Annotated in this window: 19 protein-coding genes and 1 pseudogene; 11 read left to right on the plus strand and 9 right to left on the minus strand. The window is 63.9% G+C overall.

Going from position 1 to position 25,826, the window contains the following annotated elements; genetic code table 11:
- Positions 1-147 precede the first annotated feature (147 nt).
- From CSZ94_RS00370 to CSZ94_RS00385, 5 genes and pseudogenes are all read left to right on the plus strand, one after another.
- Positions 148-1,335, plus strand: coding sequence for a cation:proton antiporter (locus tag CSZ94_RS00370; protein ID WP_180977304.1), 1,188 nt, complete (start codon positions 148-150; stop codon positions 1,333-1,335).
- A complete protein-coding gene (locus tag CSZ94_RS00375) occupies positions 1,336-2,466 on the plus strand; it encodes a YbdK family carboxylate-amine ligase (RefSeq protein ID WP_102119665.1) in 1,131 nt (376 codons plus the stop codon).
- A gap of 198 nt (positions 2,467-2,664) precedes the next feature.
- Positions 2,665-3,147, plus strand: a pseudogene (locus CSZ94_RS28400) (sigma-70 family RNA polymerase sigma factor); the annotation flags it as partial.
- A 54-nt stretch (positions 3,148-3,201) separates the two neighbouring features.
- The gene (locus CSZ94_RS28405; RefSeq protein ID WP_258000705.1) at positions 3,202-3,981 is read left to right on the plus strand and encodes a FecR family protein; all 780 of its coding nucleotides are present in this window, start codon (positions 3,202-3,204) and stop codon (positions 3,979-3,981) included.
- A gap of 95 nt (positions 3,982-4,076) precedes the next feature.
- Complete coding sequence (locus CSZ94_RS00385; RefSeq protein WP_102119667.1) at positions 4,077-6,527, plus strand: TonB-dependent siderophore receptor; 2,451 nt, start codon at positions 4,077-4,079, stop codon at positions 6,525-6,527.
- Between the two features lie 13 nt (positions 6,528-6,540).
- Here CSZ94_RS00385 and CSZ94_RS00390 read toward each other — a convergent pair whose 3' ends face one another.
- Positions 6,541-7,620, minus strand: a complete 1,080-nt coding sequence (locus CSZ94_RS00390) for an alginate lyase family protein (protein WP_102119668.1) — start codon at positions 7,618-7,620, stop codon at positions 6,541-6,543.
- Complete coding sequence (locus tag CSZ94_RS00395; RefSeq protein WP_102119669.1) at positions 7,617-8,612, minus strand: gamma-glutamyl-gamma-aminobutyrate hydrolase family protein; 996 nt, start codon at positions 8,610-8,612, stop codon at positions 7,617-7,619. Before CSZ94_RS00395 ends, CSZ94_RS00390 begins: the two co-directional genes overlap by 4 nt.
- Positions 8,613-8,843: 231 nt before the next feature.
- Between CSZ94_RS00395 and CSZ94_RS00400 the strand changes: the two genes are divergently transcribed.
- From CSZ94_RS00400 to CSZ94_RS00410, 3 genes are read left to right on the plus strand one after another with little or no spacing between them, the layout of a single operon-like run.
- On the plus strand, positions 8,844-9,152 hold the full coding sequence (locus CSZ94_RS00400) for a hypothetical protein (RefSeq protein WP_243136064.1): 309 nt from the start codon (positions 8,844-8,846) through the stop codon (positions 9,150-9,152).
- Positions 9,149-10,180 (plus strand): 4-hydroxy-tetrahydrodipicolinate synthase, encoded by a 1,032-nt coding sequence (dapA, locus tag CSZ94_RS00405; RefSeq protein WP_102119670.1) that lies wholly within the window; start codon positions 9,149-9,151, stop codon positions 10,178-10,180. The genes CSZ94_RS00400 and dapA overlap by 4 nt, the downstream gene beginning before the upstream one ends.
- Complete coding sequence (locus CSZ94_RS00410) at positions 10,158-10,700, plus strand: ParA family protein (protein ID WP_102119671.1); 543 nt, start codon at positions 10,158-10,160, stop codon at positions 10,698-10,700. Before dapA ends, CSZ94_RS00410 begins: the two co-directional genes overlap by 23 nt.
- 136 nt (positions 10,701-10,836) lie before the next feature.
- Here the strand turns inward: CSZ94_RS00410 and CSZ94_RS00415 are convergent, their stop codons facing one another.
- The 7 genes from CSZ94_RS00415 to kdpF form a co-directional block, all read right to left on the minus strand.
- Positions 10,837-11,595: a TorF family putative porin gene (locus tag CSZ94_RS00415; protein WP_102119780.1), complete on the minus strand. Its 759-nt coding sequence runs from the start codon at positions 11,593-11,595 to the stop codon at positions 10,837-10,839.
- A 131-nt stretch (positions 11,596-11,726) separates the two neighbouring features.
- A complete protein-coding gene (gene kdpE, locus CSZ94_RS00420) occupies positions 11,727-12,425 on the minus strand; it encodes a two-component system response regulator KdpE (protein ID WP_102119672.1) in 699 nt (232 codons plus the stop codon).
- Positions 12,422-15,163, minus strand: a complete 2,742-nt coding sequence (locus CSZ94_RS00425) for a DUF4118 domain-containing protein (protein WP_102119781.1) — start codon at positions 15,161-15,163, stop codon at positions 12,422-12,424. Before CSZ94_RS00425 ends, kdpE begins: the two co-directional genes overlap by 4 nt.
- 57 nt (positions 15,164-15,220) lie before the next feature.
- Entirely contained in the window at positions 15,221-15,796 is a 576-nt protein-coding gene (gene kdpC, locus CSZ94_RS00430) for a potassium-transporting ATPase subunit KdpC (protein WP_102119673.1), read from the minus strand.
- A gap of 10 nt (positions 15,797-15,806) precedes the next feature.
- Positions 15,807-17,897 (minus strand): potassium-transporting ATPase subunit KdpB, encoded by a 2,091-nt coding sequence (gene kdpB / locus CSZ94_RS00435; protein WP_102119674.1) that lies wholly within the window; start codon positions 17,895-17,897, stop codon positions 15,807-15,809.
- A 9-nt stretch (positions 17,898-17,906) separates the two neighbouring features.
- Positions 17,907-19,712 (minus strand): potassium-transporting ATPase subunit KdpA, encoded by a 1,806-nt coding sequence (kdpA, locus tag CSZ94_RS00440; protein ID WP_102119675.1) that lies wholly within the window; start codon positions 19,710-19,712, stop codon positions 17,907-17,909.
- A complete protein-coding gene (kdpF, locus tag CSZ94_RS00445; protein ID WP_034746483.1) occupies positions 19,712-19,801 on the minus strand; it encodes a K(+)-transporting ATPase subunit F in 90 nt (29 codons plus the stop codon). Before kdpF ends, kdpA begins: the two co-directional genes overlap by 1 nt.
- A gap of 463 nt (positions 19,802-20,264) precedes the next feature.
- On the opposite strand from kdpF, the gene CSZ94_RS00450 reads away from it, so the two are divergent.
- The 3 genes from CSZ94_RS00450 to CSZ94_RS00460 are packed head-to-tail and all read left to right on the plus strand — an operon-like array spanning position 20,265 to position 25,789.
- Positions 20,265-22,262: a DNA topoisomerase IV subunit B gene (locus tag CSZ94_RS00450; protein WP_102119676.1), complete on the plus strand. Its 1,998-nt coding sequence runs from the start codon at positions 20,265-20,267 to the stop codon at positions 22,260-22,262.
- Positions 22,262-23,971: a molecular chaperone HscC gene (locus tag CSZ94_RS00455; RefSeq protein WP_102119677.1), complete on the plus strand. Its 1,710-nt coding sequence runs from the start codon at positions 22,262-22,264 to the stop codon at positions 23,969-23,971. The genes CSZ94_RS00450 and CSZ94_RS00455 overlap by 1 nt, the downstream gene beginning before the upstream one ends.
- Before the next feature lie 12 nt (positions 23,972-23,983).
- On the plus strand, positions 23,984-25,789 hold the full coding sequence (locus tag CSZ94_RS00460) for a J domain-containing protein (RefSeq protein ID WP_146009702.1): 1,806 nt from the start codon (positions 23,984-23,986) through the stop codon (positions 25,787-25,789).
- The last annotated feature ends 37 nt before the right edge of the window (positions 25,790-25,826 follow it).

The raw sequence follows: 25,826 nt of genomic DNA on the forward strand, positions 1-25,826 counted from the left end.
TTCGATTGCGCACATCGTGCGCGCCCTCTGCTCCGGTAGAATCGGCGCAGCGCTCTGCGCAAACCATGCACCATCGCTGCACCACGACATTACCGCGCCAGCCTGCGTGCTGCCGGCCGGTGCCAGCGCTATTTCAAAGGAATGAGCATGCAAAGTCTGATCTCGATCGCCGCCGACCTGTCCTGGCCGTTCGCCATTACCCTGGCCTGGGTGGTGGGCGAATTCGGCCACCGCTGGACTGGCCTGCCGCGCATCAGTTTTTACGGCGTGATCGGTTTCATCCTCGCGCAAACGCAAGTGGGCGTGCTGCCGCAGACGGACGCCGGGCCCATGCTGGTACTGGCCGACGTGGCCTTCGGCCTGATCCTGTTCGAGGTGGGCTACCGCATCAACCTGCGCTGGCTGAAGAACAATCCGTGGATCGCCGTCACGGGCCTGGTCGAATCGCTGCTGACCTTTGCCGTCGTCTACTTCATCGGCATCGAATTCGGCAGCACCTCGATGACGGCGCTGCTGCTGGCATCACTGGCCATGTCCACCTCGCCGGCCACCATCATGCGCGTCATCAACGAGGAACGCAGCTCGGGCCAGGTGACGGAACGCATCGTCCACCTGACGGCGCTCAACTGCGTGCTGGCCGTCTTCACGTTCAACATCATCGTCGGCTTCTGGATGTTCCAGAGCTCCACCGACCTGATCCAGGCGAGCAGCAGCAGCGCCGCCGTGCTGGCCGCCTCCGTGGCCGCCGGCACCGTCTTCGGCATCGTCGTGCCGGCCATGCTGCGCCGCCTGGGCAATATGGCGCAGGATGCCACCGTCGCGTTTGCGCTGTCGGTGATGCTGCTCGTCGCCCTGACCTACACCACCAGCCTGTCGCCGCTGCTGGCCACCCTGACGTTTGGCCTGGTGGCACGCCACCGCCGCGTGGCCTTCAGCCAGGCGCAGCGCAATTTCGGCGCGCTGGGCGAGCTGCTGACGGTGCTGCTGTTCGTGTATGCCGCCTCGACCCTGGAATGGGCCAGCGTAACGGCTGGCGCGGGCCTGGCCCTGGCCGTCGTGGGCGGGCGCCTGCTGACCAAAGTCGCCGGCGTGGCCGCGTTTTCGCATGTGAGCGGCATTTCCTGGCGCAAGGGTGTGCTGACGGGCGTGGCCCTGACGCCCGTCTCCGTCTTCATCATCCTGCTGCTCGAACACGCGCGCCAGCACGGCGTGAACTTCGGCGACGAATTGAACGCCCTGGCCGCCGTCACCCTGGGCCTGGAACTGGTCGGCCCCGTGCTGGTGCAGCGCGTGCTGATGCTGGCAAAAGAAACCCACGAAATCAAGGAGCGCTAAATGCCGCTGGAACCCTTTGGCCAATCGGCCGCGCTGACCTTCGGCGTCGAACTCGAACTGCAACTGGTGAACCTGTCGGACTATGATTTGACGGCCGCCAGCCCCGACCTGCTGCATCTGCTGAATAAAAAACCGTTCCCCGGCAACGTCACGCCGGAAATCACCGAGAGCATGATCGAGATTAACTCGAGCGTGCACACGCATCACGGCCCCCTGCTGGAGCAGCTGCAGGAAATCCGCGACACCTTGATCACGGCCGGCGACAAGCTCAATATCGGCATTGCGGGCGGCGGCACCCACCCGTTCCAGCAATGGTCGTCGCAAAAGATCTTCTCCAAGCCCCGTTTCCAGGAGATTTCGGAACTGTACGGCTACCTGGCCAAGCAGTTCACCATCTTCGGCCAGCACGTGCACATCGGCTGCGCCTCGGGCGACGACGCCATGTTCCTGCTGCATTCGCTGAACCGCTACATCCCCCACTTCATCGCCCTGTCGGCTTCCTCGCCCTACGTGCAGGGACGCGACACCCTGTTCGATTCGGCCCGCCTGAACTCCGTATTCGCGTTTCCCATGAGCGGGCGCGCGCCGTTCACCCTCAGCTGGGAGCAGTTCTCCAACGAGTATTTTGCCAAGATGGAGAACACCGGCATCATCAAGAGCATGAAGGACTTTTACTGGGACATCCGTCCCAAGCCGGAATTTGGCACCATCGAACTGCGCGTGTGCGACACACCGCTGACGGTGGAGCGGGCCGCCGCGCTGGCCGCCTACCTGCAGGCCTTATGCCGCTACCTGCTCGAACGCAAGGAAACACCACCCGTGGAAGACGATTACCTGGTGTATAACTACAACCGCTTCCAGGCTTGCCGCTTCGGCCTCGATGGCGCCATTACGCATCCGAAAACCTACGAAACGATGTCGCTGCGCGAAGACATCATGACCACCCTGCGCAAGATGGAGCCGCACGCCGAGGCGCTGGGCAGCACGGCGGCCCTGAAACACCTGTCGGACGTGGCCAAGCAGTGGAGCGACGCGCAATACCTGCGCAAGCAGCGCAATGTGCAGGGCAGCGCCGAGGGCATGGTTGATTCGGCGATCAGATGTTTTCGTGGTGAACCGATGAATTATTGAGGATACCTGGCCAAACCTGCTGCGCGTCGGTTTTGCCAGGCATCGTGACTTTTACCCCAACAACGCAAACCCAAAAAACCACACCCCATCCCCTGTCATTTACAGCATCCGCCCCCGCTTGTTACAATAAGTGAGAATGATTCTTATTATTGTTTAAAAACACCGATCCACCCGGACCGGCCATGCAAGGGGAACGCGATGCCGCTGGCAAAGCCGCTACAACGCCAGGACATCGCGACACTGTACGCCGACCACCACGGTTGGCTGCAGGGCTGGCTGCGTAAAAAACTCGGCAGCAGGGCTTGCGCGGCCGATGTAGCGCAGGACACTTTCATGCGCCTGCTCGACCGCGAAGAAGCCGTCGTCGCACGCGCGCCGCGCGCCTATCTCGCTACCGTGGCCCAGCGCGTGCTGTTCAAACATTACCGCCGCCAGAAGCTGGAACAGGCCTACCTCGATGTGCTGGCGCAGCTGCCGTCCCCGCATGCGCCATCGCCCGAGGAACGGGCGCTGCTGCTGTCCACGCTGTTTGAACTCGACCGCATGCTCGATGGCTTGCCGCCCGCCGTCAAGCGGGCCTTCCTGCTGCGCCAGCTCGATGAACTGCCGCAGGAAGAGATCGCGCGCCAGCTCGGCATCTCGCTGGCCACGGTGAAACGCCATCTGCAGCGCGCCGGTAGCGCCACCCAGGCGTGGCAGCAGCTGCAAACGCAGCACCAGCATCTGTCGCCCGCCATGCACGCGAGCCTGTTGCGCTCCTGCGCGCAAGCGAACGCGCCGCGCCGCCATGCAGTCAAGAACCTGGCCCTGCTGCTGGCCTGCGGCACCTCGCTGTATGCGTTTGAACGCCGCAGCCCGTGGCGCGGCTGGACGGCCGACTATCGCACCGGCGTCAACCAGCGCCGCGTGGTGACCTTGAACGATGGCACGCGGCTCACGCTCAATACCAGCAGCGCCGTCAATATCGCTTACGACGGCGCACAGCGCCGTATTGAATTACTGGCGGGAGAAATCTTCATCGCTACCGGCAAGGATGGGGCGCAACGGCCCTTCTTCGTCGACACGCCGCATGGCAGCCTGCAGGCGCTGGGCACGCGTTTCACGGTGCGCCTGCACCAGCAATACGCCAGTGCCGGCGTGCTCGAAGGGAGCGTCGCCGTGCTGGCCAGCGATGGCGCACAGCGCCTGGTGCTGCGTCCCGGCGAAGGCGCGCACTTCGACGGCACGGGTGTGCACCGCCAGGCGCTGGCGCCCTATGGCGGCGCCTGGCTCGATGGCATGCTGGTGGCGCGCGACATGCGCCTGGCCGATTTCCTCGCCGAGCTGTCGCGCTACAGCGAACAGCCACTGGGCTGCGCGCCGGCCATCGCCAGCTTGCGCGTGTCCGGCTCCTACCCGCTGGCCGATGTGGGCGCCATCCTCGACGCCGTCAGCTCCAGCCTGCAACTGCGGCGCAATACCATCACGCGCTTCTGGGGCCATCAAGTCGTCAGGATCGAACTGGCGGCGCGCTGAAAAATATTTTCGGCAAAGTGAGCTGTTTCGCCGTGCTCGCGTGACTTGGTAGACAAGTAGTCTCCATCTTGCGCATCCACGAAAGGTTTTACTCCATGCACCACGCTTCGCGTTCCCTCCTTACCCGCACCGTACTGGCCTGCGCCCTGTCGCAGACCGGCATGGCCCTGGCACAAAGCCAGCAAGTACGCGTCTATGACATCCCGGCCGGCGCGCTCGGTGACGTACTGACGCGCTTCGGCAGCGACAGCGCCATCCTGCTGTCGTTCTCCAGCGATGCCACGCAAGGCTTGCCCAGCGCCGGCCTGCAAGGCAGCTACAGCTTGCAGGAGGGCTTCCGCGTACTGCTGGCGGGCAGCGGCCTGCAAGCCGTGCCGCAAGCGAATGGCGGCTACCTGCTGCAAAAGATCCCCGCCGGCGCGAACGCCCCCTCAGCGGACAGCCGCGGTGTGGCCCTCATGCGCGGCGTCACCGTGGTGGCGGCCGCCGAGCGCAGCGCCGCCACCAGCGGCACGGGCAGCTATACGGGCGGCCCCGCCAGCGGCGCGACGGGCCTGGTGCTGACGCAGCGCGAAACGCCGCAGTCGCTGACCATCGTCACGCGCCAGCAGATGGATGACCAGAACAGCAACGCCGTCTCCGACGTCATGAAGAACGTCAATGGCGTAAGCGTGCAAAACTACGACAGCGACCGCTGGAGCTTCCAGGCGCGCGGCTTTGCCGTCACCAATTTCCAGTACGACGGCGTGTCGGCCATCTATGACGGCGTCTACGACTGGGGCACGACGAACAGCGACATGGCCACCTATGACCGCATCGAAGTGCTGAAGGGCGCGACGGGCCTGATGAGCGGCTCGGGCGATCCGTCGGCCACCGTCAACATGGTGCGCAAGCGCCCCACCGCCAACTTCGAGGGTGCGGCGACCTTGGGCGCAGGATCGTGGGACAACTACCGCAGCGAAGCCGATGTCTCCGGCCCCCTGAACGACAGCCGCACGGTGCGCGGCCGCCTGGTGGGCGCCTACCAGGACAAGCACTCCTACCTGGACCGCTACACGCAGCAAAAATCGGTCGCCTACGGCATCATCGAGGCTGACCTGACACCCGTCACCCTGCTGACGGCCGGCTTCACGCAGCAGGAGTACAAGCCGCGCGGCTCGACCTGGACGGGCTTCCCCGTCCTGCTTTCCGACGGTTCCCGCACGGATTTCCCGACCGCGTGGAACCCGGCTACGGACTGGAGCCGCCGCGATATGCAGAACACCACGCTGTTCACCTCGCTCGAACACACGTTCGCCAACGCGTGGAAACTGAAATTGAGCGCCAACCAGTTGCGCAGCAAGCATGACAGCGTGCTCGGTTCGGCCAGCGGCGGCAATCCCCGCCCCGATACGGGCGAAGGCACGTATTTCTTCATGGGCAAATACAAGGGCGAGCGCCGCCAGACCACCGTCAACGTCGACGCCAGCGGGTCATTTACCGCTTTTGGCCGCCAGCATGAAGCGATGTTCGGCTATTCCAGCTCGACGGCAAAACAGGATGGCCCCGTCTACGAATCGGTCTATCCGCCCCTCGACAGCAGCTATTTCGACTGGCGCGGCCAGTATGCGGAACCGGCCTTCAAGCGCCTGGGTAACGACAACGACCGCACGCGCCAGAGCGGCCTGTATGGCGCTGCGCGCCTGCATCCTGTCGATGCGCTGTCCGTCATCGTGGGCGCGCGCGTGAGCAACTACAAGCAGGAACAGGACCGCACTTTCTTCGACGCCGACACCGCACGCATCACCTCGCGCATCGAGGAAAACAACGTCATCACGCCATATGCGGGCGTCGTGTATGAGCTCGACAAGACCTATTCCGTGTTCGGCAGCTACACCAGCATCTTTGCGCCGCAAAGCAACCGCGACATCAACCGCAACTTCCTCGCGCCCGTGCGCGGCAAGGGTGTGGAAGCGGGTGTAAAAGCCGAATACCTCGATGGCAAGGTCAACGCCAGCGCCGCCCTGTTCCAGATCCGTCAAAGCAACGTGGCCAGTTCTGTGGGCGAAGTCAACGGCGAAGAAGCGTATAAAGCTATCGACGGCGTCACCAGCCGCGGCCTGGAAATGGAAGTGACGGGCGAAGTGATGAAGGATGTGAAGCTGAGCGCCGGCTATACCTATGCGCATGTGCGGGACGTGGATGGCAAAGACGTGTTTTCCACCATGCTGCAAACAACGCAGCCTGCCCACCTGGTGCGCGTACAGGGCACGTGGCGCCTGCCGGCCAGCCTGGACAAGCTGACCGTCGGTGGTGGCATCAACTGGCAAAGCAGCTACGACGGCAATATCTGGAATCCCGCCATCGACGATTATTCACGCATCAAGCAGGGCGGCTACGCGCAGGTCAACCTGATGGCGCGCTACGAGATCAGCAAGAACGTCACGGCCAGCGTCAACGTGAACAACCTGCTGGACAAGAAGTACTTCACGGGATTGGGTCTGTTCCAGACGGGCTTCTACGGCGAACCGCGCAATGTGATGTTCACCGTGCGCACGAAGTTCTAACGCGAAGTTCTCACTAAGCGCCGTACAGCGCCAGCGCCCAGGCGGGCGGGCGCAACTCCAGCGCCAGAGGCAGGTAAGCAGGGTCGAAGCGCGCCGCCAGCAGATACACATTGGCGGCGCCCTTGGTCTCCCAATTGCCCGTAAAGCCCTTTTCACCGGCCGCCACGCGCTTGCGGTCGAAGGGCACGGCGCTCTTGGCGAATTCCTCGTGCGTCTTTCTGCCCTGCGCATACGGCGCCAGCCAGGCCAGCGCCTCGGCCAGGCGCCGCGCTTCCGGTGCGCCATACCAGTCGTCGCCATGCGCCTGCGCCATCAGGGCCGTCGTCAGCAGCGGCTCCAGGCTGTAGGTGGTGTAGTGCAGGGCATCGCGCTGCTCGAAATCGAAAGGCACGCCGCCGGCGCCGATATTGCGCGGCACGTGCGCCAGGAAGCGCTCCTTCGCGCGCGCGATCAGCAAGGCGTCGCCCGTGACATACGCGGCGGCCGTGCCGATCTTGATGCGGTGGCTATGCCAGTTGTTGCGCGCCGTGGACGGACCGCCCACCTTGATGGGATCGCTCAAATACCCTTGCGCCAGGGTGCGGCAGAATACCCGCACCTGCTCGCGCTCGACGCCGTTCAGGCGCTCCTGTACCAGGTCAAAACCCATCAGCAGGCTGGCCAGCTCCGTCTCGTCAACGGGACTGAACGATGGCTGATAAGCGCCGCTCCAGGCCAGCAGGAGCTGGCGCGCTGCCTCGAAATGCGCCATCTCGCCCGATAATCTCCAGGCCAGCGCCTGCAAGCGCGCCTGGCGCCAGTCTTCCTGCGCCTGCTGGCTGGTCTCGCGTCCGCCCTCTCCCTTCAGCAAGCCGCCCGTGCGCACTTCGGCCATCAGGTGCACGGGCCGCGCCGCCTCCTTGCGCGCCACCTTGAGCACCTGTTCGGCTATGCCCGGCGCCACCCGCGCCTTGAGCGTGCGGGCACGTGCCGCGGACGTCAGCGCAAACGGCAGCACGCTATCACGCGGGTGCGGCGCGGCGCGCAAGCCCGCCAGGGGCAGCGCCAGCAGGCCAACCAGCACAATGCGCCGGCGGATCAGATGCGTACTCAAAACCGCGTCTCCCGCGCCGCGCGCAAAAAGTTGTCGAGGATGGGTGTGCAGTCGAGCAGCTCGACGCCGCCCGCAGAATGGAATTCCGGGTGCCACTGCAAGCCCATGACGAAGCGGGCCCGCTGATAGCGGATGGCTTCGACGATGTTGTCCCCTTGCGAATATGCTTCGACAGTGATGTCGCGTCCCAGGTCCTTGACCGACTGGTGATGGATGGAATTGACGAGCGCCTCGCCCGCCTTCGGGAACATGCCCGCCAGCGACGAGCCTTTCGGGAAGACGATGCTGTGGCGGTGGCGGTCATACAGGTCGTTGACGTGCGAGGTGGCGCCTTCCACGTCCGAGGCGATGTCCTGGTACAGGGTGCCGCCAAAGCCCACGTTGATGAGTTGGCAGCCGCGGCATATGCCCAGCACGGGCTTGCCCGCATCGACGAATTCGTGCAGCAGTTCCAGTTCGTACAGGTCGCGCGCGCGGTCGCCGCTCCATTCCGGCCGCGTGGCCGCCTCGGAATACGTCTGCGGCGAGACATCGGCGCCGCCCTGCAGCACCAAGCCGTCCAAGTGGCGCGCATAGTGACGCAGGGTGATATTGCTCGGATGTAGCTGGCCGCTGGTATTGACCGTCGGGATCATGAACACCAGCACGTCGCGCGACATGACCCACTGGGCGATCGACTCTTCCAGGTATTGCAGGTTCTTGCTGCGCAGGCCAGTGGCGCCCGGCTCGGGGTGGAAAATGCGCGCCGAGATGCCGATGCGCAGGGTGCGCCGCATGAAATCGCGGCTGGCCTTGTCGCGCATGGAGCGGTAGCGCGACGAGATCACCCGCCAGGCCAGCGCCAGCGGCGTATCGTTATCCTTCAGGTAGCGAGGGGCAGCGTCGCGCGCACGGTGCTCATCATCGGGCGCCCGGCGGCCCACCCGGTCGGGCCGTACCGGCGCTGCAGGATCGGTGGAAGGAGGATGCTGGGGATTTTTTTCGTCTGACATGGCATGGCTGACTGAAAGCGGAGACGTTTTCAATATAAACCCCTGCCTGCCAAAGCACGATTCAATTTTGTAACAAAAGCACATGCGCGGCGCATCCACGCAACACGCCGGTGGTAAAACTGCATACAGCCCGCATACAGTCCGTTTACACCGAAGGCCACGCTTTTTAGAGAATCTTTACGCCGCCGCTGCTAATCTTGAACGTACCTCAACCACCGCTGCAAAGCCACCATGGAACCCCATTCACGCCTGCAAACGCATCAAGCGCATCAAGCACTGCCCCACCGCCATCCCCGCCTGCCCACTTTCCTCATGCATATCACGGTCGACAAGTCCTGCCTGGCCGAGCTGCGCCAGCTGGTCGTCAGAACCTGCGGTGGCATGTTGTCGTTCATGCGCGTCGAGGCGGTCGACCACGCCGAACGCATGAAGGTATGGCTGTGTGTGACGGAGCCGGCCCTGCGCCTGACCATGGATGCCGTCATGCGCCTGCTGCCGGCGGCGGAATTTGGCCGCATCAGCCAGGGGAAATCGCTATGAACCAGTATTCCTGCGAGCAGGCGATGTCTTCATCGCGCATCACCGCGCACTTCCAGGGTATCTGGGTGCCGATGGTCACGCCGTTTCGCGACGGCGAACTCGATCTCGACGCCGCCCAGCAGCTGGCCTGCGAGCTGGCCGCCAGCGGCGTCGATGGCCTGGTGGTATGCGGCACCACGGGCGAAGCGGCCATGCTGAGCGCCGCGGAACACACCATGCTGCTCGATAGCGTACTCGAAGCCATCGGTCCCCGCTTCCCCGTCGTGATGGGTATCGGTGGCAGCGATACGCGCAGCGTCGTCGCCACAGTACAACGCTATCACGATCATCCGCTGGCCGGCCTGCTGGTCTCGGCACCGTCCTATGTACGCCCTTCGCAGGACGGCATCGTGCGCCACTTCGAGGCCATCGCCGCCGCCACCGACCAGTCCATCGTGCTGTACAACGTGCCGGCACGCACCGGCGTTCATATCGAACCGCAGACGGCGGCGCTGCTGGCGCGCGACTCGCACTTCGTCGCCATCAAGGAAGCTGGCGGCAAGCTGCAGCAACTGGGCGAACTGCTGCGCGACACGCGCCTGGATGTGCTGTGCGGCGACGATGCGCTGCTGCTGGCCAGCCTGTCCATGGGCGGCCACGGCGCCATGTCGGCCGCCGCCCAGATACGCCCCGACCTGTATGCGCAGCTGTACCAGCTGGTCAGACAGGGTCGCCACGGCGCCGCCGGCGTTCTGTTCAAGACCATGCTGCCCGTTATCCACCTGCTGTTTGCCGAACCCAATCCCGGCCCCGTGAAGGCGGCGCTGGCCATGCAGGGCAAGGTGCGCGACGAGCTGCGCCTGCCGATGACGCCGATGTCGTCCGCCGGCCAGGACAAGCTGGCCGAAGCACTGGAGCCATTGATGCAGCTGCCCCTATGGACCGCCAGCGACAGGGACGCGCCGCGCGAAGGCTGTTTGCTGCAGCTGGTCTCCGCCTCCAACATCATGCCAGCCGTGCGCCAAGATGATCATCGCCATCACGGATGAACGCGGGGGGATGGAGAAATCCATCCTGGCCGGGCGGCTGGCCGCCTCGCGCGCGCTGGCCGGACGCAAGGTATTGCTGCTCGATGCCGATCCGCGCCAGGGCGCCATGGAGCAGGCCAGGAATATGCACGATGGGGCCAAGCATAGCAGCCTGACGCGGCCGCACCTGATGGCGCGCGCCATCAGCGCCAAGGGCTTGCAGCCGGAGCTGGAACACCTGGTGCACTGCTACCACGACATCGTCATCGACAGCGAAGGCCGCGACTCCATGGGCAGCCGTTCGGCCCTGATCGCCGCGCGCGTACTGGTGGTGCCGCTGGACGGCGTCGTGGACGGCGCCGCGCAGGCTGACCTGGCGCGCCGCATCGCCCACGCGCGCAGCGTCAATCCGGAACTGCGCGTCCTGCTGGCAACAGACACGCAAGCGGCGCCGGCCCATGCCCTGGCTGCACAGATTCCGGCCGCCCGCGTGGTCAGCCTGGGACAGCTGTATTGCGCCGTTTTCAACCTGCCCGCTTAGCGTACCTAACATAACCTACTGCGCGTCGCGATTTGCGGCCTCCGATGCTCACTGCCGCTCGCTACGCTTCTGTTAGGCGCTCTTAAGTACAAAAGAAAGGCGGCGCATGCGCCGCCTCTCCCCTCGTCTCCGTCAATTAAAACGTTTTGCTGACCGTCAGTTGCAGCGCCGTCTTGCCCATGAATTTACCGTTCACGGGCGAAGCATAGGCCGACTTGCCCGCGTTCGTACCGATCACGGCCAGCGCGCCCGTCACCACGCCGAAATCGCGCGTGACGCCCACTTTCCAGTCCGTGTAGCTAGCCGCATCATTGTTTTTGACCTTCTGGTGGCCCGCGTGCAGGTTGCCGGTCCAGCCGTTCGTCAGGTCGATATTCGCGCCGATGTCCAGGTAGCCGCTGTTCTTGCTGTTGACGATGCCGAACAGATTGGAGACGGCGTGCGAATACTTGATATAGGCGGGGCCGTACGACAGCTGGCCGTAGACTTCCTGCGTATCCGCGTCAGCCAGGCCATCGATGTGCTTCAAGCCGTTGTCCGCATACACATACGCCAGCACGCCCACGTCATAGCCGATATCGGTGGTCAACTGGCCGCGCTTGCCCGCATACAGGTCCACTTCCACATCGCCGCTGCCGCCCGCATCCTTGGTCCACTTGATGGTGGAGGCCCAGGCGCCCGCATACAGGCCCGTCGGATTGTTGACGTAGTCGACGCCGCCCTGCAGCGCGGGTTTCAAGCGCGTCTGCGAAATGCCGCGATAACGGTAGTCGGACACGCCGGCCACGTTGAAGCTGACTTCATTGTCGGGCTTGGACTCTTCGGCGTGGGCCAGGCTGCCCGTAAAGGCGGTGAAGGGGGTGGCTAGGGCAAGTGCCAGTAGCATTTTATTCATGGTTTTTTCTTCTTCATGGGTGGTATGGGCCTTTGCCAACATGGCGCAGCTGGCCCGCCGCTGCAAAACAATGGGTAAAGCGTCCCCCTGGCGCGCGCAGCGCCCGTTTTCAAACAGGGAATTAACAGGTGTTAGAGCGGCAGCAGCAAGCGGTAGCCGACAGCCGTTTCCGTCAGCAGGTACTGCGGCTGGGCCGGATCGGCTTCCAGCTTCTGGCGCAGATGGCCCATGTAGATACGCAGATAGTGGCCGTTTTCGCTGTTCGACGGCCCCCACACTTCGCGCAGCAGCTGCGGATTGGTGACTACCCTGCCCGCGTTCTTCACGAGCACCGAGAGCAAGCGAAATTCCGTCGGCGTCATGTGCACCAATTGCTTGTTGCGCGTCACCAGGCGGTCCTTCAGGTCGACCCGCACGTCGCCAAACTGCACCACGCCATCATCATTGGCGGCGGGCTGGCGCTGGCGGCGCAGGGTGGCCCGTACGCGGGCCAGCAGCTCGCCCACGCCGAACGGCTTGGTCAGGTAATCGTCGGCGCCCGCGTCCAGCGCGCGTATCTTGTCCTCTTCGTCGACCCGCGCCGACAGCACGATGATGGGCACGGCCGACCATTTGCGGATGTCGGCGATGAAGTCGATGCCATCTCCGTCTGGCAGGCCCAGGTCCAGCACGATCAGGTCGGGCCGGCGCGTGCCGGCATCGATCAGGCCGCGCTGCATGGTGGCGGATTCGAAAATCTGCCAGCCTTCGTCTTCCAGCGCGGCACGCACGAAGCGGCGGATTTGCGGCTCATCCTCGACCAGCAAGGCGGTGGCGGAAGGTTCGTTCATGATGGTTTTCCTGTTTCATAGTCGTTGGCGTCATCGAGCTCGATCTCTGGCAGCGCAGGGGGCGTACCCAGCGGCAGGCTGAACACGATGGCAGCGCCCTGTTCCGGCGCGTGCGGCTGCGCGTGGATGGTGCCGCCGTGGGCTTCGACAATGGCGCGGCAAATGGCCAGTCCCAGCCCGACACCCGGCTTGTTAGATTCGCGCTCGCCGCGCGTGAATTTTTCAAAGATGGCTTCTTCGCGGCCGGGCGGCAGGCCCGGGCCATCGTCAAACACCCTCACCTGCAGGAACTGGCCGTGCACCCCGGCCGCGACCGTGATGGTGCTGCCGGGCGGCGTGTACTTGGCCGCGTTTTCCAGCAGGTTGCACAGCACGCGCTCGATCAGCACGGCGTCGTAGCGCACCAGCGGCAAATCCGGCGCCAGCTGCGTCTGCACGGCATGCTGCTGCAATTGCGGGCCGCTGGCGCGCAAAGCGCTGCCCACCACTTCTTCCAGCGCCTGCCATTGCAGGTTCAGGCGCACCTGCCCACTTTCGATGCGCGCCATGTCCAGCAAGTTCGCCACCAGGGCGCTCATGCGTACGGTTTCGGACTGCAGCGAGCGCGCCATGTCCAGCTGCGCGGGCGACAACGCAGGCCTGGACAGGGCCAGCGATTCGGCCAGGCCCACCAGCGACGTCAATGGCGTGCGCAAGTCGTGCGACAGGGCCGCCAGCAGCGAATTTCGCAGCCGTTCGGACTCCATCTGCAGCAGCGCACCCTGGGCCACGTCGATGTAGTGCACGCGCTCGAGGGCAATGGCCGCCAGGGCGGCAAAGGTATCGAGGTGCTGCCGCTGTTCCGGCACCAGCAGCCAGCGCCCGCGGTCCGTGCCATCGAGTGGCAACAGCGCCAGCACGCCCCGCGTGCGCATCGGCGCGATCAGCGGCAGGTAGAAAATGGGCGAAGCCGGCAAGGTATCTGTTCCCGTCCCCGCCGCCTGCGCATGGTCGAAGGCCCACTGCGCGATGCCCATGTCCAGCGGCTCGCCGCCATTCGAGGTCTGCAGGCTGCCCTCGTCATCAGGCAACAGCAAGGTGGCACGCGCGCGGAAAGCCCGCTCGATGGCGCTTTTCGTGATATCGAAAATCTGCTCCGTCTGCAGTACGCCGGACAATTCGCGCGAAAACTCGTACAGGGCGCGGGCACGCGCTTCACGGTGCGAGGCAACGCGCGCCTGGAAGCGCAGGCCGGCCGTCAGGTGGCCCGTGATCAGGCCCACGGCCAGCATCACGCCAAAGGTGATCACGTACTGAAAATCGCCCACGGCAAACGAGAAGCGCGGCGGCACGAAGATGAAATCGAAGCAGGCCACGCCCACCAGGCTGGCCAGTGCCGCCGGTCCGCGTCCCAGGCGCACGGCCACCAGCACCACCGTCAGTAGAGACAGCATGGCGATATTGGCCAGGTCAAGATAAGGTTGCAGGGGGACCGAGGCGAGGGCCGTGCCCAGGCTGGCGCCAGCGGCCAATAGGTAACGCCAATGGCGCGATGGCCGGCGCGGTGCGTCCGTGTCTTCGCCGGCTGCGCGCCGTGGCGCCGCATCGGCAGGCGGCAAGCCGACCTCGATCAAATCGATATCGGGTGCCAGGCTGGCCATGCGCACGGACGGCGGCGCATGCCACAGGCGCACCAGCGCACCGGCACGGCCACGGCCCACGATGACTTTCGAGATATTCGCGCTGCGCGCATACTCGACCACGGCGCCGGCAATGTCGGCGGACGGCACAATGGCCGTGCGCGCACCCAGGTCCTGCGCCAGTTTCAGCGTTTTCAGGATGCGTTCGCGCTCGCGCGCCGGCAGGCGCTGCAGGCGCGGCGTTTCCACGTACAGCGCGTGCCATTCGGCATTCAGCTGGCTGGCCAGGCGCGCCGTGCTGCGGATAACGTGTTCGCCACCCGCGTACGGTCCCACGCAGGCGAGCAGCGCGGCGCCCGTCTTCCACACGGAATTGATGGATTTCTCGACGCGGTAAGCCTGCACATCGTCCTGCACCCGGTCCGCCGTGCGGCGCAAGGCGAGTTCGCGCAGGGCGATCAGGTTACCCTTGCGGAAAAAATGCTGGGATGCCCGCTCGGCCTGCTGCGGCTGGTATACCTTGCCCTGCTTCAGGCGGCGCAACAGTTCGTCGGCCGGAATATCGACCAGCACCACTTCATCGGCGCGGTCGAACACCGTATCGGGCAGGGTTTCGGCCACGCGCACGCCGGTGATGCCGCCCACCACGTCGTTCAGGCTTTCCAGGTGCTGCACATTCACGGTCGACAGCACGTCGATGCCGGCCGCCAGCAATTCCTCGACATCCTGCCAGCGCTTCGGATGGCGCGAACCGGCCACGTTCGAATGGGCCAGTTCATCCATCAGTATCAGCGGCGGCGCGCGCAACAGCGCTTCGTCCAGGTCAAACTCGAACAGGGTCTTGCCCCGGTATTCGATGGCCTTCAGGGGGAGCACGGGCAAACCGTCAAGCTGGGCCGCCGTATCCTGGCGCCCATGCGTCTCCACCACGCCCACCAGCAAGTCCTGGCCATCGGCCAGCAATTTGCGGGCGGCGGCCAGCATCGCATAGGTCTTGCCGACGCCGGCCGAGGCGCCGAAGTAAATGCGCAGCCGGCCGCGCGCGGCTTTCTTTTCCTGCGCCTGCACTTGCGCCAGCAGGGCATCAGGGTCGGGGCGTTGGCTGTCGTTGGGGAGCATGGGCATCTTTAATATCAAAACCAGGGGCAAAACCGGCGGCTCTGCCCCTGCATCATCTTACTTCGCGGCCGCATCGAGCGCCAGATTCAGTTCCAGCACATTCACCCGTGGTTCGCCGAAAAAGCCGATATACGCGGTTTTCTGCACCTTGGCGATGGCGTTTTCTACCTGCGCCAGCGGCACTGCGCGCACCCGGGCCACGCGCGGCGCCTGGTACAAGGCTGCCGCCAGACTGATTTCCGGATCCAGGCCGCTGCTCGACGCCGTCACCAGATCGACGGGAATGGCGCGCGTATTGCCGGGATCAGCTTCCTTCAGGGCGGCGATGCGCGCCTTGACGGCGTCCACCAGGGCCGGATTGGTCGGCCCCTGGTTCGAACCGCCCGAACCGGCGCCGTTGTTGGCCATCGGCGCGGTGGCCGATGGCCGGCCCCAGAAATACTTGGGCGACGTGAAGGACTGGCCGATCAGCATCGAGCCGACGGGCTTGCCACTACGCTCGACGATGCTGCCGTTGACTTCATCGTTGAAAGCCAGCTGTCCGATGCCGGCCGTGGCAAACGGATAGACGACACCGCAGATCACGGTCAGCGCGGCAAACAGGACCAGGGCGGGACGTACGATAGTGCTCATGATGGTTCCTTTAGACTAAATTGAGTGCGGACAGCAGCATGTCGATCAGCTTGATCCCGATGAAGGGCAGGATGATGCCGCCCAGGCCGTAGATCAGCAGATTGCGGCGCAACAGGCTGGCCGCGCCGATGGCCCGGTATTGCACGCCCTTCAGGGCCAGCGGGATCAGCACGACGATGATCAAGGCATTGAAGATCACGGCCGACATGATGGCCGAGGCGGGGCTGGCCAGGTGCATGATGTCGAGCGCCTTCAGTTGGGGATAGGTGCCCACGAACGCCGCCGGGATGATGGCGAAGTACTTGGCGATATCGTTCGAAATCGAGAACGTCGTCAGCGACCCGCGCGTCATCAGCATCTGCTTGCCGATTTCAACGATTTCCAGCAGCTTGGTCGGATTCGAATCCAGGTCGACCATATTGCCCGCCTCTTTCGCCGCCTGCGTGCCCGAGTTCATGGCCACGGCCACGTCGGCCTGCGCCAGCGCCGGGGCATCGTTGGTGCCGTCGCCCGTCATCGCCACCAGGCGGCCTTCGGACTGGTAGCTGCGAATCAGCTTGAGCTTGTCTTCCGGCGTCGCTTCGGCGAGAAAATCGTCCACGCCCGCCTCGGCGGCGATGGCCGCAGCCGTCAGCTTGTTGTCGCCCGTAATCATCACGGTCTTGATGCCCATGCGGCGCAGTTCCGCAAAACGCTCCTTGATGCCGCCCTTGACGATATCCTTCAATTCCACGACACCCATGACGCGGCCGTCATCGACCACCACCAGCGGCGTGCTGCCACGGCGCGCGATATCGTCGACGGCGCGCGACACCTCGAGCGGATACGGCTGGCCCAGCGCTTCCACATACTTTTTCATGGAATCGGCCGCGCCCTTGCGCAACTGGCGCACTTGCTGCTCGCCCGGGATATCCACGCCGCTCATGCGCGTTTGCGCCGTGAAGGGCACGAAGGTGGCGTGCAGGCTGGCCATCTCGCGTTCGCGGATATTGAACTTCTGCTTGGCCAGCACGACGATGCTGCGCCCTTCCGGCGTTTCATCGGCCAGCGAGGCCAGTTGCGCGGCGTCGGCCAGCTGCTGCTCCGTCACGCCGGGAGCAGGTACAAAGCTTGACGCCTGGCGGTTGCCCAGGGTGATGGTGCCCGTTTTATCGAGCAGCAGCACGTCCACGTCGCCGGCCGCTTCCACGGCGCGGCCCGAGGTGGCGATCACATTGGCTTGCATCATGCGGCTCATGCCGGCCACGCCGATGGCCGACAGCAGACCGCCGATGGTCGTCGGAATCAGGCACACCAGCAGCGCGATCAGCACGGTGATCGACACCGGCGAACTTGTCACACCTTGGCTACCGGCCACCGCCACGGAAAACAGCGAGTACGGCAGCAAGGTCACGGTGACGATCAGGAAGACGATGGACAGGGCCACGAGCAAAATCGTCAGCGCGATTTCATTCGGCGTCTTTTGGCGCTTGGCGCCTTCGACCATGGCGATCATGCGGTCGATGAAGGCTTCGCCCGGGTTGACGGAAACGCGCACCAGCAGCCAGTCCGACAGCACGCGGGTGCCGCCCGTCACGGCGGAGAAGTCGCCGCCTGATTCGCGGATGACGGGCGCCGATTCGCCCGTGATGGCGCTCTCGTCGACGGAGGCCACGCCGGCCGTCACTTCGCCGTCGGCGGGAATCACGTCACCCGCCTCGACCAGCACCGTCATGCCCTTGCGCAGATCGGTCGCCGGCGTGGGCAACCAGGAGGTGCCGTATTTCGGCGTTTGCATTTTCTTTGCCATCACCGTCTGCTTCAGGGCGCGCAAGGAGGCCGCCTGGGCCTTGCTGCGGCCTTCGGCCAGCGCCTCGGCGAAGTTCGCGAACAGCACGGTAAACCACAGCCACACGGCGACGGACAGGATGAAGCCAAACGGCGCCTCGCCCTGGCCATTCAGCGCCTGGATGGCCAGCAGGGTCGTGATGATGCTGCCGACATAGACCACGAACATCACGGGGCTGCGCCACTGCGTGCGGGGGTCGAGTTTTTTGAACGCATCGACGATGGCAGGGCCAATCAATGCGGAATCGAACAAGGTCAGGCTTGTGCGTGACATGGTAGCCTCTTATTTTGTAAAAAGTTGCAGGTGTTCGACGATCGGGCCCAGGGCCAGCGCGGGAACGTAATTGAGTACGCCGACCAGCACCACCACGCCGATCAGCAGGCCGAAGAACATGGGGCCGTGCGTGGGCATGGTGCCGGCATTGGCCGACAGGCGCTGCTTGGCCGCCAGCGAACCGGCCACTGCCAGCACGGGTACGATCACGCCGAAGCGGCCGAACCACATGGCGATCGCCAGCATCACGTTGTAGAACGGCGTGTTGGCGGACAGCCCGGCAAACGCGCTGCCGTTGTTGTTGGCCGCCGAGGTGAAGCCGTACAGGATCTCCGAGAAGCCGTGCGCGCCCGGATTGGCCACGCCGATCTTGCCCGGTTCGACCATCACGGCGATCGCCGTGCCCGTCAATACCAGGGCTGGCGTGATCAGGATGGCCAGCGATACCATCTTCATTTCATAGGCCTGGATTTTCTTGCCCAGGTATTCAGGCGTGCGGCCTATCATCAGGCCGGCGATGAAGACGGCCAGGATGGCAAACATCAGCATGCCGTACAGGCCCGTGCCCACGCCGCCGAAAATCACTTCACCGAACTGCATCAGCAGCAGCGGCACCATGCCGCCCAGGGGCATGTAGGAGTCGTGCATGGAATTGACGGCGCCGCAGGATGCCGCCGTCGTCACCGCCGCGAACAGAGTCGAGGAGCTGATGCCGAAACGCGTTTCCTTGCCTTCCATATTGCCGCCCGATTGCAGGCTGCTGGCCTGCTGGTCCACGCCCAGGGCTTGCAAAGCCGGATTGGCTTGCTGCTCGGCGCTCATCACGCCGACCGTCATGACGACAAAGATCAAGGTCATCGCGGCCAGTACAGCCCAGCCCTGGCGCCGGTCGCCCACCATGCTGCCAAAGGTGAAGCACAGGCCGGCGGGAATGATGAAAATGGCCAGCATTTGCAGGAAGTTCGACAGCACGGTGGGATTTTCGTACGGATGCGAGGAATTGGCATTGAAGAAGCCGCCGCCATTCGTGCCCAGCAGCTTGATCGATTCCTGCGACGCGACGGGGCCCATGGCGATCGTCTGCGTGGTCGCCACTTGCGCTTCCATGATGGGTTTACCGGCGGCGTCCAGCACGGGCTGGCCGTCGGCCGCCATTTTCGGCGTTTCATACGCCACCTGGTCGAGCAGGGTCACTTCCTTATAGGCGGAAAAATTCTGGATCATGCCTTCGCCCATGAAGGCCACCGACAGGGCCAGCGACAGCGGCAACAGGATATACAGGGTGGCACGCACCAGGTCGACCCAGAAGTTGCCGATCGATTTGCCCGAGCGCGAGGCGAAGCCGCGCACCAGCGCAAAGATCACGGTAATGCCGGTGGCCGCCGAAAAAAAGTTCTGGCACGTCATGCCCAGCATCTGGGTCAGGTAACTCATGGTCTGTTCGCCGCCGTAGCCTTGCCAGTTGGTATTGGTGACGAAGCTGACGGTGGTATTGAACGAAGAATCGGGGCTGACGGCGCCCAGACCCTGGGGATTCAGAGGCAAGAAGCCCTGCAGGCGCTGCAGGGCATACACGAAGACAGCGCCGAGCGCGTTGAACACGATCAGGGCGATGGCGTAGCTTTTCCAGCCCATGGCCTTGTCGGCAGGCAGGCCGGACCAGCGGTACAGCAAGTTTTCAAATTTTTGCAACCAGCCCAGGCCGCGCACGGGGCCATCGCCGGCCACCTTGGCCATGTACAAGCCCAGCGGATAGCCAGCGGCCAGCAGCACGGCCAGGAAGGCCACCAATAATAGTATCGATTGCGTCGTCATCACAGTTCCTCAGCCTTCAGCAGCGCCACCAGCAGGTACACGAGCAGGCCAGCCGAGACCACGGCGCCCAGCACATAAAACGCGTTCATTTGACGCTCCCTAATTTGTCGCAGGCGACGGCAAAGCCGGCCACCACGACGAAAAAAACGGCAATCAAGCCGAGATACACGATATCCATTCCCACCCTCATTCAGGTTTGTTTTGATAGTGAGCAGATTAGCCAAAAGGGTCTAAAAAATTCGTAAAGACTGGGGAGGCAGCTGTAAACAAGATGTAAAAACAGGGGCTTTGGCTCATAAAATCGTCCACAATTGGCGCAAAACCACGCGCGCAGCGCACTGTTGTTGCCCTGGAGTAGCGCTATTGCTCGCTGGACAAGATAGAATGCGCGAGCGTCCGCACAAGGACGCCAAGCCTGCCGCACTGCCCTCTGCCAGTGACGCTGGACGGAATATACTGTATATTCATACAGTTATCGCCGCCGTTGTCACTGCGCCCCGCAGTGCCCCGGCCTGGCGTTCCAACCACTGTCTTTACTTAGCTTGAACACGTATGGCCACTAAAAAACCAGCATCCGACTACAGCGAATCATCCATCCGTGTCCTGAAAGGACTGGAACCCGTCAAGCAGCGCCCGGGGATGTACACCCGCACTGAAAATCCGCTGCACATCATTCAGGAAGTGATCGACAATGCCTCCGACGAGGCGCTGGGCGGTCATTGCACGCATATCGCCGTCACGCAAAACACGGATGGCAGCATCACCGTCGAAGACAATGGCCGCGGCATTCCCGTCGGCATCCACCCTGAAGAAGGCGTGCCGACGGTGGAAATCGTGTTTACACGGCTGCATGCGGGCGGCAAGTTCGACAAGGGTTCGGGCGGCGCCTACGCATTCTCGGGCGGCTTGCACGGTGTCGGCGTGTCCGTCACCAATGCGCTGTCGACGCGCCTGGAAATCACCGTCTGGCGCAAGGAAAGCGACGGCAACGGCTTGCATCACATGGTGTTTGCGAATGGCGACGTGATCGAGCCATTGAATTCCCGTCCCGCCCCGCGCGACGGCAAGAAGTCGGGCACGCGCGTGACCGCCTGGCCCGATGCGAAATATTTTGATTCGCCCAATATCTCGCAAACCGAGCTGCAACGCCTGTTGCGCTCGAAAGCCGTGCTGCTGCCCGGCGTGACCGTCACGCTGACCAACGCCAAGACGGGCGATACGCAGACCTGGCAGTATGCGGAAGGCTTGCGTGGCTACCTGACCGAATCGCTGGCGCAGGTATCGAATGGCGAAACCCTGATTCCCCTGTTCGAAGGCGCGCAATACGCGGGCCCGGACTCGGAAGGGTTTGCCGAAGGCGAAGGCGCGGCCTGGGTGGTGGCGTGGACGGAAGAAGGCGCCATCGTGCGCGAATCGTATGTCAACCTGATTCCCACCTCGAATGGCGGCACGCACGAATCGGGCTTGCGCGACGGCCTGTTCGGCGCCGTGAAAAACTTCGTCGAGATGCACTCGCTGCTGCCAAAAGGCGTGAAACTGCTGCCGGAAGACGTCTTTGCGCGCGCCTCGTTCGTGCTGTCGGCGAAGGTGCTGGATCCGCAATTCCAGGGCCAGATCAAGGAACGCCTGAACTCGCGCGACGCCGTGCGCCTGGTGTCGACCTTCACCAAGCCGCCGCTGGAACTGTGGCTGAACCAGCACGTCGACTACGGCAAGAAGCTGGCCGATCTCGTGATCAAGCAGGCGCAGTCGCGCCAGCGCTCGCTGCAAAAAGTGGAAAAGAAAAAATCCTCTGGCGTGGCTGTCCTGCCCGGCAAGCTGACCGACTGCGAATCGTCGGACATCACGCGCAATGAACTATTCCTCGTCGAGGGCGACTCGGCGGGCGGTTCGGCCAAGATGGGCCGCGACAAGGAATTCCAGGCCATCCTGCCACTGCGCGGCAAGGTCCTGAACTCGTGGGAGACAGACCGCGACCGCCTGTTCGCCAATAACGAGATCCACGACATTGCGGTCGCCATCGGCGTCGATCCGCACGGCGTGGGCGACTCGCCCGACCTGTCCGGCCTGCGCTATGGCAAGATCTGCATCCTGTCGGATGCGGACGTGGACGGCTCGCACATCCAGGTACTGCTGCTGACGCTCTTCTTCAAGCATTTCCCGGCCCTGATCAACAAGGGACACATCTGCATCGCCCGTCCGCCACTGTACCGCGTCGACGCGCCGGCACGCGGCAAGAAGCCGATGCAGAAAATCTACGCGCTCGACGACGGCGAACTGGTCGCCATCGAGGACAAGCTGCGCAAGGAAGGCGTGAAACAGGGTGCCTGGTCGATCTCCCGCTTCAAGGGTCTGGGCGAGATGAACGCCGAACAGCTGTGGGAAACGACGATGAACCCGGACACGCGCCGTTTGCTGCCCGTGACCTTGGGCGAAATCGACCACATGACATGCGCCGCCCGCTTCAATATGTTGATGGGCAAAGGCGAAGCGGCAGGACGCCGCGCCTGGATCGAGGAACACGGCAATGAGGCGGAGGCGGATATCTGATGATCATCGGTATCGACCTGGGCACCACCAACAGCCTGGTCGCCATCTGGCGCGACGGCAAGGCTTGCATCATCCCGAACGCGCTGGGCGAACACCTGACGCCATCGTGCGTCAGCATCGACGACGACGGCAGCGTGCTAGTGGGCCGCGCCGCGCGCGAGCGCCTGCAAACGCACCCACAGCTGACGGCGGCCGTCTTCAAGCGCTACATGGGCAGTGAAAAAAAAATCACCCTCGGCACGCAGCAATTCCGTCCGGAAGAGCTGTCGTCGATGGTGCTGCGCGCGCTGAAGGAAGATGCCGAAGCCTTCCTGGGCCACAAGGTCGAGGAAGCCATCATCACCGTACCCGCGTATTTCAGCGATGCGCAGCGCAAGGCCACGCGCATCGCCGGCCAGCTGGCCGGCTTGCGGGTGGAGCGGCTGCTGAACGAGCCGACGGCTGCTGCGCTGGCCTACGGTATCCGCGACAAGGAACAGGAAAGCAAATTCCTCGTCTTCGACCTGGGCGGCGGAACGTTTGACGTGTCGATCCTGGAGCTGTTCGAAGGCGTGATGGAAGTGCGCGCCTCGGCTGGCGACAATTTTCTAGGGGGCGAAGACTTCGTCAGCGTGCTGGTCGACGCCTTTCTGGAAGGCAGCGGCCTGCGCGATGCGGCCGGCAGCCGCCTGTTCGACCCGCGCCAGCAACAACTGCTGCGCGATGAAGCCGAGCGCGTCAAACGCTTGCTGTCGGACCAGCCATCCGTGCGCATGGCCACGCGCTACCAGGACAAGGAATACAGCTGGGAGATCAGCGAAGACAGACTGGCGCAGTTGTGCGAACCACTGCTGGCGCGCTTGCGCCTGCCCGTGGAGCGGGCGCTGCGCGACACCACCATCCGCGCCGCGGAATTGAATGAAGTGGTGCTGGCAGGCGGCGCCACGCGCATGCCGCTGGTGCGTAAACTTGTCTCGCGCATGTTCGGCCGCTTCCCCGTCATCCACCTGGACCCGGACGAAGCCGTGGCGCTGGGCGCCGCCGTGCAGGCGGGTCTCAAGATGCGCGATGCTGCCCTGGATGAAGTGGTCATGACGGACGTGGCGCCGTACTCGCTCGGCATTTCGATTTCGCGCCAGGTCGTCGCGAATCAGTATGAAGGCGGGCATTACCTGCCTATCATCGAGCGCAACTCCGTGGTGCCCGTCTCGCGCACGGAAAACATCACCACCATTTACGACAACCAGAAGGAAATCAACGTGACAATCTTCCAGGGCGAATCGCGCCTGGTAGCCGACAACGTCTTCCTCGGCAAGATCAGCTTCCCGATTCCCGCGAAAAAAGCCGGCGAGATTGGCATCGACGTGCGCTTCACCTACGACGTCAGCGGCGTGCTGGAAGCGGAAGTGACGGTGCTGGCCACGCAGGAACGCCACAAGATGATCATCAGCGACAACGCAGGCGTGATGACGCCGGAGCAGATCGAGCAACGCTTTGCAGAATTGGCCGACCTGAAGATCCACCCGCGCGAGCAGATGGAAAACCGCACCCTGGTCACGCGCGCTGACCGGCTGTACGAACAGTCGCTGGGCGACGTGCGCCAGTACCTGGCAGCGCACACGGCCAACTTCCAGGCCGCGCTGGAAACGCAGGACCCGAACACCATCCGCAAGGCGCGCCAGGCGCTCGACGAGGTGTTGCGCCAGGTCGAGAGCGAGAGCTTCCTGTAAATGGACGGCGGCATGCACAAGGGACAGCGCAGCCTGTGGGATATCCTGGGCACGGAGCCAACCGGCGACGAGCGCGCCATCAAGCGCGCGTATGCGAAACGCCTGAAGGTGACGCGGCCCGAGGATGATCCGGCTGCCTTCCAGGAGCTGCGTGAAGCGTATGAATACGCGCTGCGCCATGCACACCTGTTTGCCGCGGAGTTGCAGGAACCGCAATCGGTCGAAGCGGAAGCGGCGCAAGCGCCGCCCATGGAACCGGCCGACCTGTGGGGCATCGTCGACGACACGGCGCAGGAGGCGTCCGCAGAATTGTGGGGCGTGATCGACGAAACACTGCAAAGACAGGCACCGCCATCGGAACAATGGGGCGTGGTCGCCATAGACCCGGCGCAGGAAGCGGCCATGCTGTGGCAAGGCTGCCTGGCACTGACCCTGCACGCGAATGCCGACGACGTGCTGGCCCGCATGCTGCAGGACGACGCCATGCTGAACCTCGACGTGCGCGAGGAGTTCGACCTGTGCGCGCTGCGCTATTGCGCCAACGCCGGCTATGACCTGGCGCTGCGCCAGGCCCTGTTCGAGCAGCTGGGCTGGGACGACGATTTTTCCTATCTGGCGCGCAGCCATGCGGATCTGGTGCGCGGCGCCGTGCAGCGCTACCGGGCGGACCGCTCGTTCACCCATTTCAGCGACAACCGCGACAGCTATCCCGGCCTGGACTGCATCATGTCGCAACAGCCACCATCGGCCTACGTGCGCCAGCTGTTCGACCAAAAATTCACGCTGCAGCTGCGCGAGCTGCTGCACGCGATACGCTGGCAGCACGCCGAGATGCTGGCCTACAAGCTCGATGCCGACCTGTTCGAGCAGTGGGAACAGGCCGTCTTTTCCAAGCGCTACTTCAAGCAGACGGCGCTGGCTTCGGGCGGCCTGGGTTTCGTGCTGCACTTCATGCTCGCGGGCGTGCTCGATGCGGCCGGTTTCAAGCTTGGCGACACGGCTGCCTATGCCAGCCTGCTGGGCTTCCAGGCGCTGGCCTTTGCCCTGCTGGCCATGCATGCCTTGCGCTGGCCCGCGCCGCTGTTCGCGCGACTCGACACGCTGCAGGAAGCGCTGCAGGATTGCCTGCCGGTGCTGTGGGCGCGGCCCGGCTTGCGGCAACTGGGATGGATCGTGCCCTATCTGCTGCTGGCGCTGCTGCTCTTCCTGCCCGAACGCAGCGATACCATGCGCCTCCTCACCTCGGCCGGCTTGTGCGCGTCGGCCTTGCTCGCGTATGCGATGAACCGCCAGCTGCTGCATGGCATGCTGCTGCTCCTGTCCCTGGGCCTGTCGCTGTTCGCCGCCATGTTCATGAGCGGCAAAGGTGCCACCGCGCTGGCCATCGGCGAGGCCATGCCATTGATGTTTTGCCTGGCGGCGCTGGCCCTGCGCAGCGCCACCGGCCTGTATGGTGATTGCGGCTGGCCAGAGGCGTTCTTGCCCCGCCTGCGCGCGGCGTGGCTGATCGGTTGTGCAGGCTTGCTGTCGCTACTGTATGTGCAGCAGTTGCCGGCCCCCCTCGTCGGCGCCATGCTATTTGTCTGGGCGTGCGCCGGCTTGCTGTTTTCCCCCACCGATTTCCGCTGGAAGACGATGTGGCCACTGGTGCTGGTGCCATCCATCGGCATTTTTTTGCTGGCCGATCAGGCTCCTTCCATCCGCGCCATGCCAATGATGCATAACAGCGTCGAACTGGCCGTGGCCGTGCTGTATCTCACCTTGCGCTATATGTATCTGAACTACGGCAAGTCCTTTTCCAAATCCAGGCTGTCATAATCAGCCCCACGAATTCAACCGCAACCACTCAACACCG

Origin of the sequence: Janthinobacterium sp. ROICE36 (assembly GCF_002869965.1) — a bacterium.
Classification (GTDB): domain Bacteria; phylum Pseudomonadota; class Gammaproteobacteria; order Burkholderiales; family Burkholderiaceae_D; genus Janthinobacterium.

Excerpts from the sequence above, each read along its gene's own strand:
- CSZ94_RS00370 (WP_180977304.1), top strand. The coding sequence starts at position 148 with ATGCAAAGTCTGATCTCGATCGCCGCCGACCTGTCCTGGCCGTTCGCC.
- CSZ94_RS00375 (WP_102119665.1), top strand. The coding sequence starts at position 1,336 with ATGCCGCTGGAACCCTTTGGCCAATCGGCCGCGCTGACCTTCGGCGTC.
- CSZ94_RS28405 (WP_258000705.1), top strand. The coding sequence starts at position 3,202 with ATGCACGCGAGCCTGTTGCGCTCCTGCGCGCAAGCGAACGCGCCGCGC.
- CSZ94_RS00385 (WP_102119667.1), top strand. The coding sequence starts at position 4,077 with ATGCACCACGCTTCGCGTTCCCTCCTTACCCGCACCGTACTGGCCTGC.
- CSZ94_RS00395 (WP_102119669.1), bottom strand. The coding sequence starts at position 8,612 with ATGTCAGACGAAAAAAATCCCCAGCATCCTCCTTCCACCGATCCTGCA.
- CSZ94_RS00400 (WP_243136064.1), top strand. The coding sequence starts at position 8,844 with ATGGAACCCCATTCACGCCTGCAAACGCATCAAGCGCATCAAGCACTG.
- dapA (WP_102119670.1), top strand. The coding sequence starts at position 9,149 with ATGAACCAGTATTCCTGCGAGCAGGCGATGTCTTCATCGCGCATCACC.
- CSZ94_RS00410 (WP_102119671.1), top strand. The coding sequence starts at position 10,158 with ATGATCATCGCCATCACGGATGAACGCGGGGGGATGGAGAAATCCATC.
- CSZ94_RS00415 (WP_102119780.1), bottom strand. The coding sequence starts at position 11,595 with ATGAATAAAATGCTACTGGCACTTGCCCTAGCCACCCCCTTCACCGCC.
- kdpE (WP_102119672.1), bottom strand. The coding sequence starts at position 12,425 with ATGAACGAACCTTCCGCCACCGCCTTGCTGGTCGAGGATGAGCCGCAA.
- CSZ94_RS00425 (WP_102119781.1), bottom strand. The coding sequence starts at position 15,163 with ATGCTCCCCAACGACAGCCAACGCCCCGACCCTGATGCCCTGCTGGCG.
- kdpC (WP_102119673.1), bottom strand. The coding sequence starts at position 15,796 with ATGAGCACTATCGTACGTCCCGCCCTGGTCCTGTTTGCCGCGCTGACC.
- kdpB (WP_102119674.1), bottom strand. The coding sequence starts at position 17,897 with ATGTCACGCACAAGCCTGACCTTGTTCGATTCCGCATTGATTGGCCCT.
- kdpA (WP_102119675.1), bottom strand. The coding sequence starts at position 19,712 with ATGACGACGCAATCGATACTATTATTGGTGGCCTTCCTGGCCGTGCTG.
- kdpF (WP_034746483.1), bottom strand. The coding sequence starts at position 19,801 with ATGAACGCGTTTTATGTGCTGGGCGCCGTGGTCTCGGCTGGCCTGCTC.
- CSZ94_RS00450 (WP_102119676.1), top strand. The coding sequence starts at position 20,265 with ATGGCCACTAAAAAACCAGCATCCGACTACAGCGAATCATCCATCCGT.
- CSZ94_RS00455 (WP_102119677.1), top strand. The coding sequence starts at position 22,262 with ATGATCATCGGTATCGACCTGGGCACCACCAACAGCCTGGTCGCCATC.
- CSZ94_RS00460 (WP_146009702.1), top strand. The coding sequence starts at position 23,984 with ATGCACAAGGGACAGCGCAGCCTGTGGGATATCCTGGGCACGGAGCCA.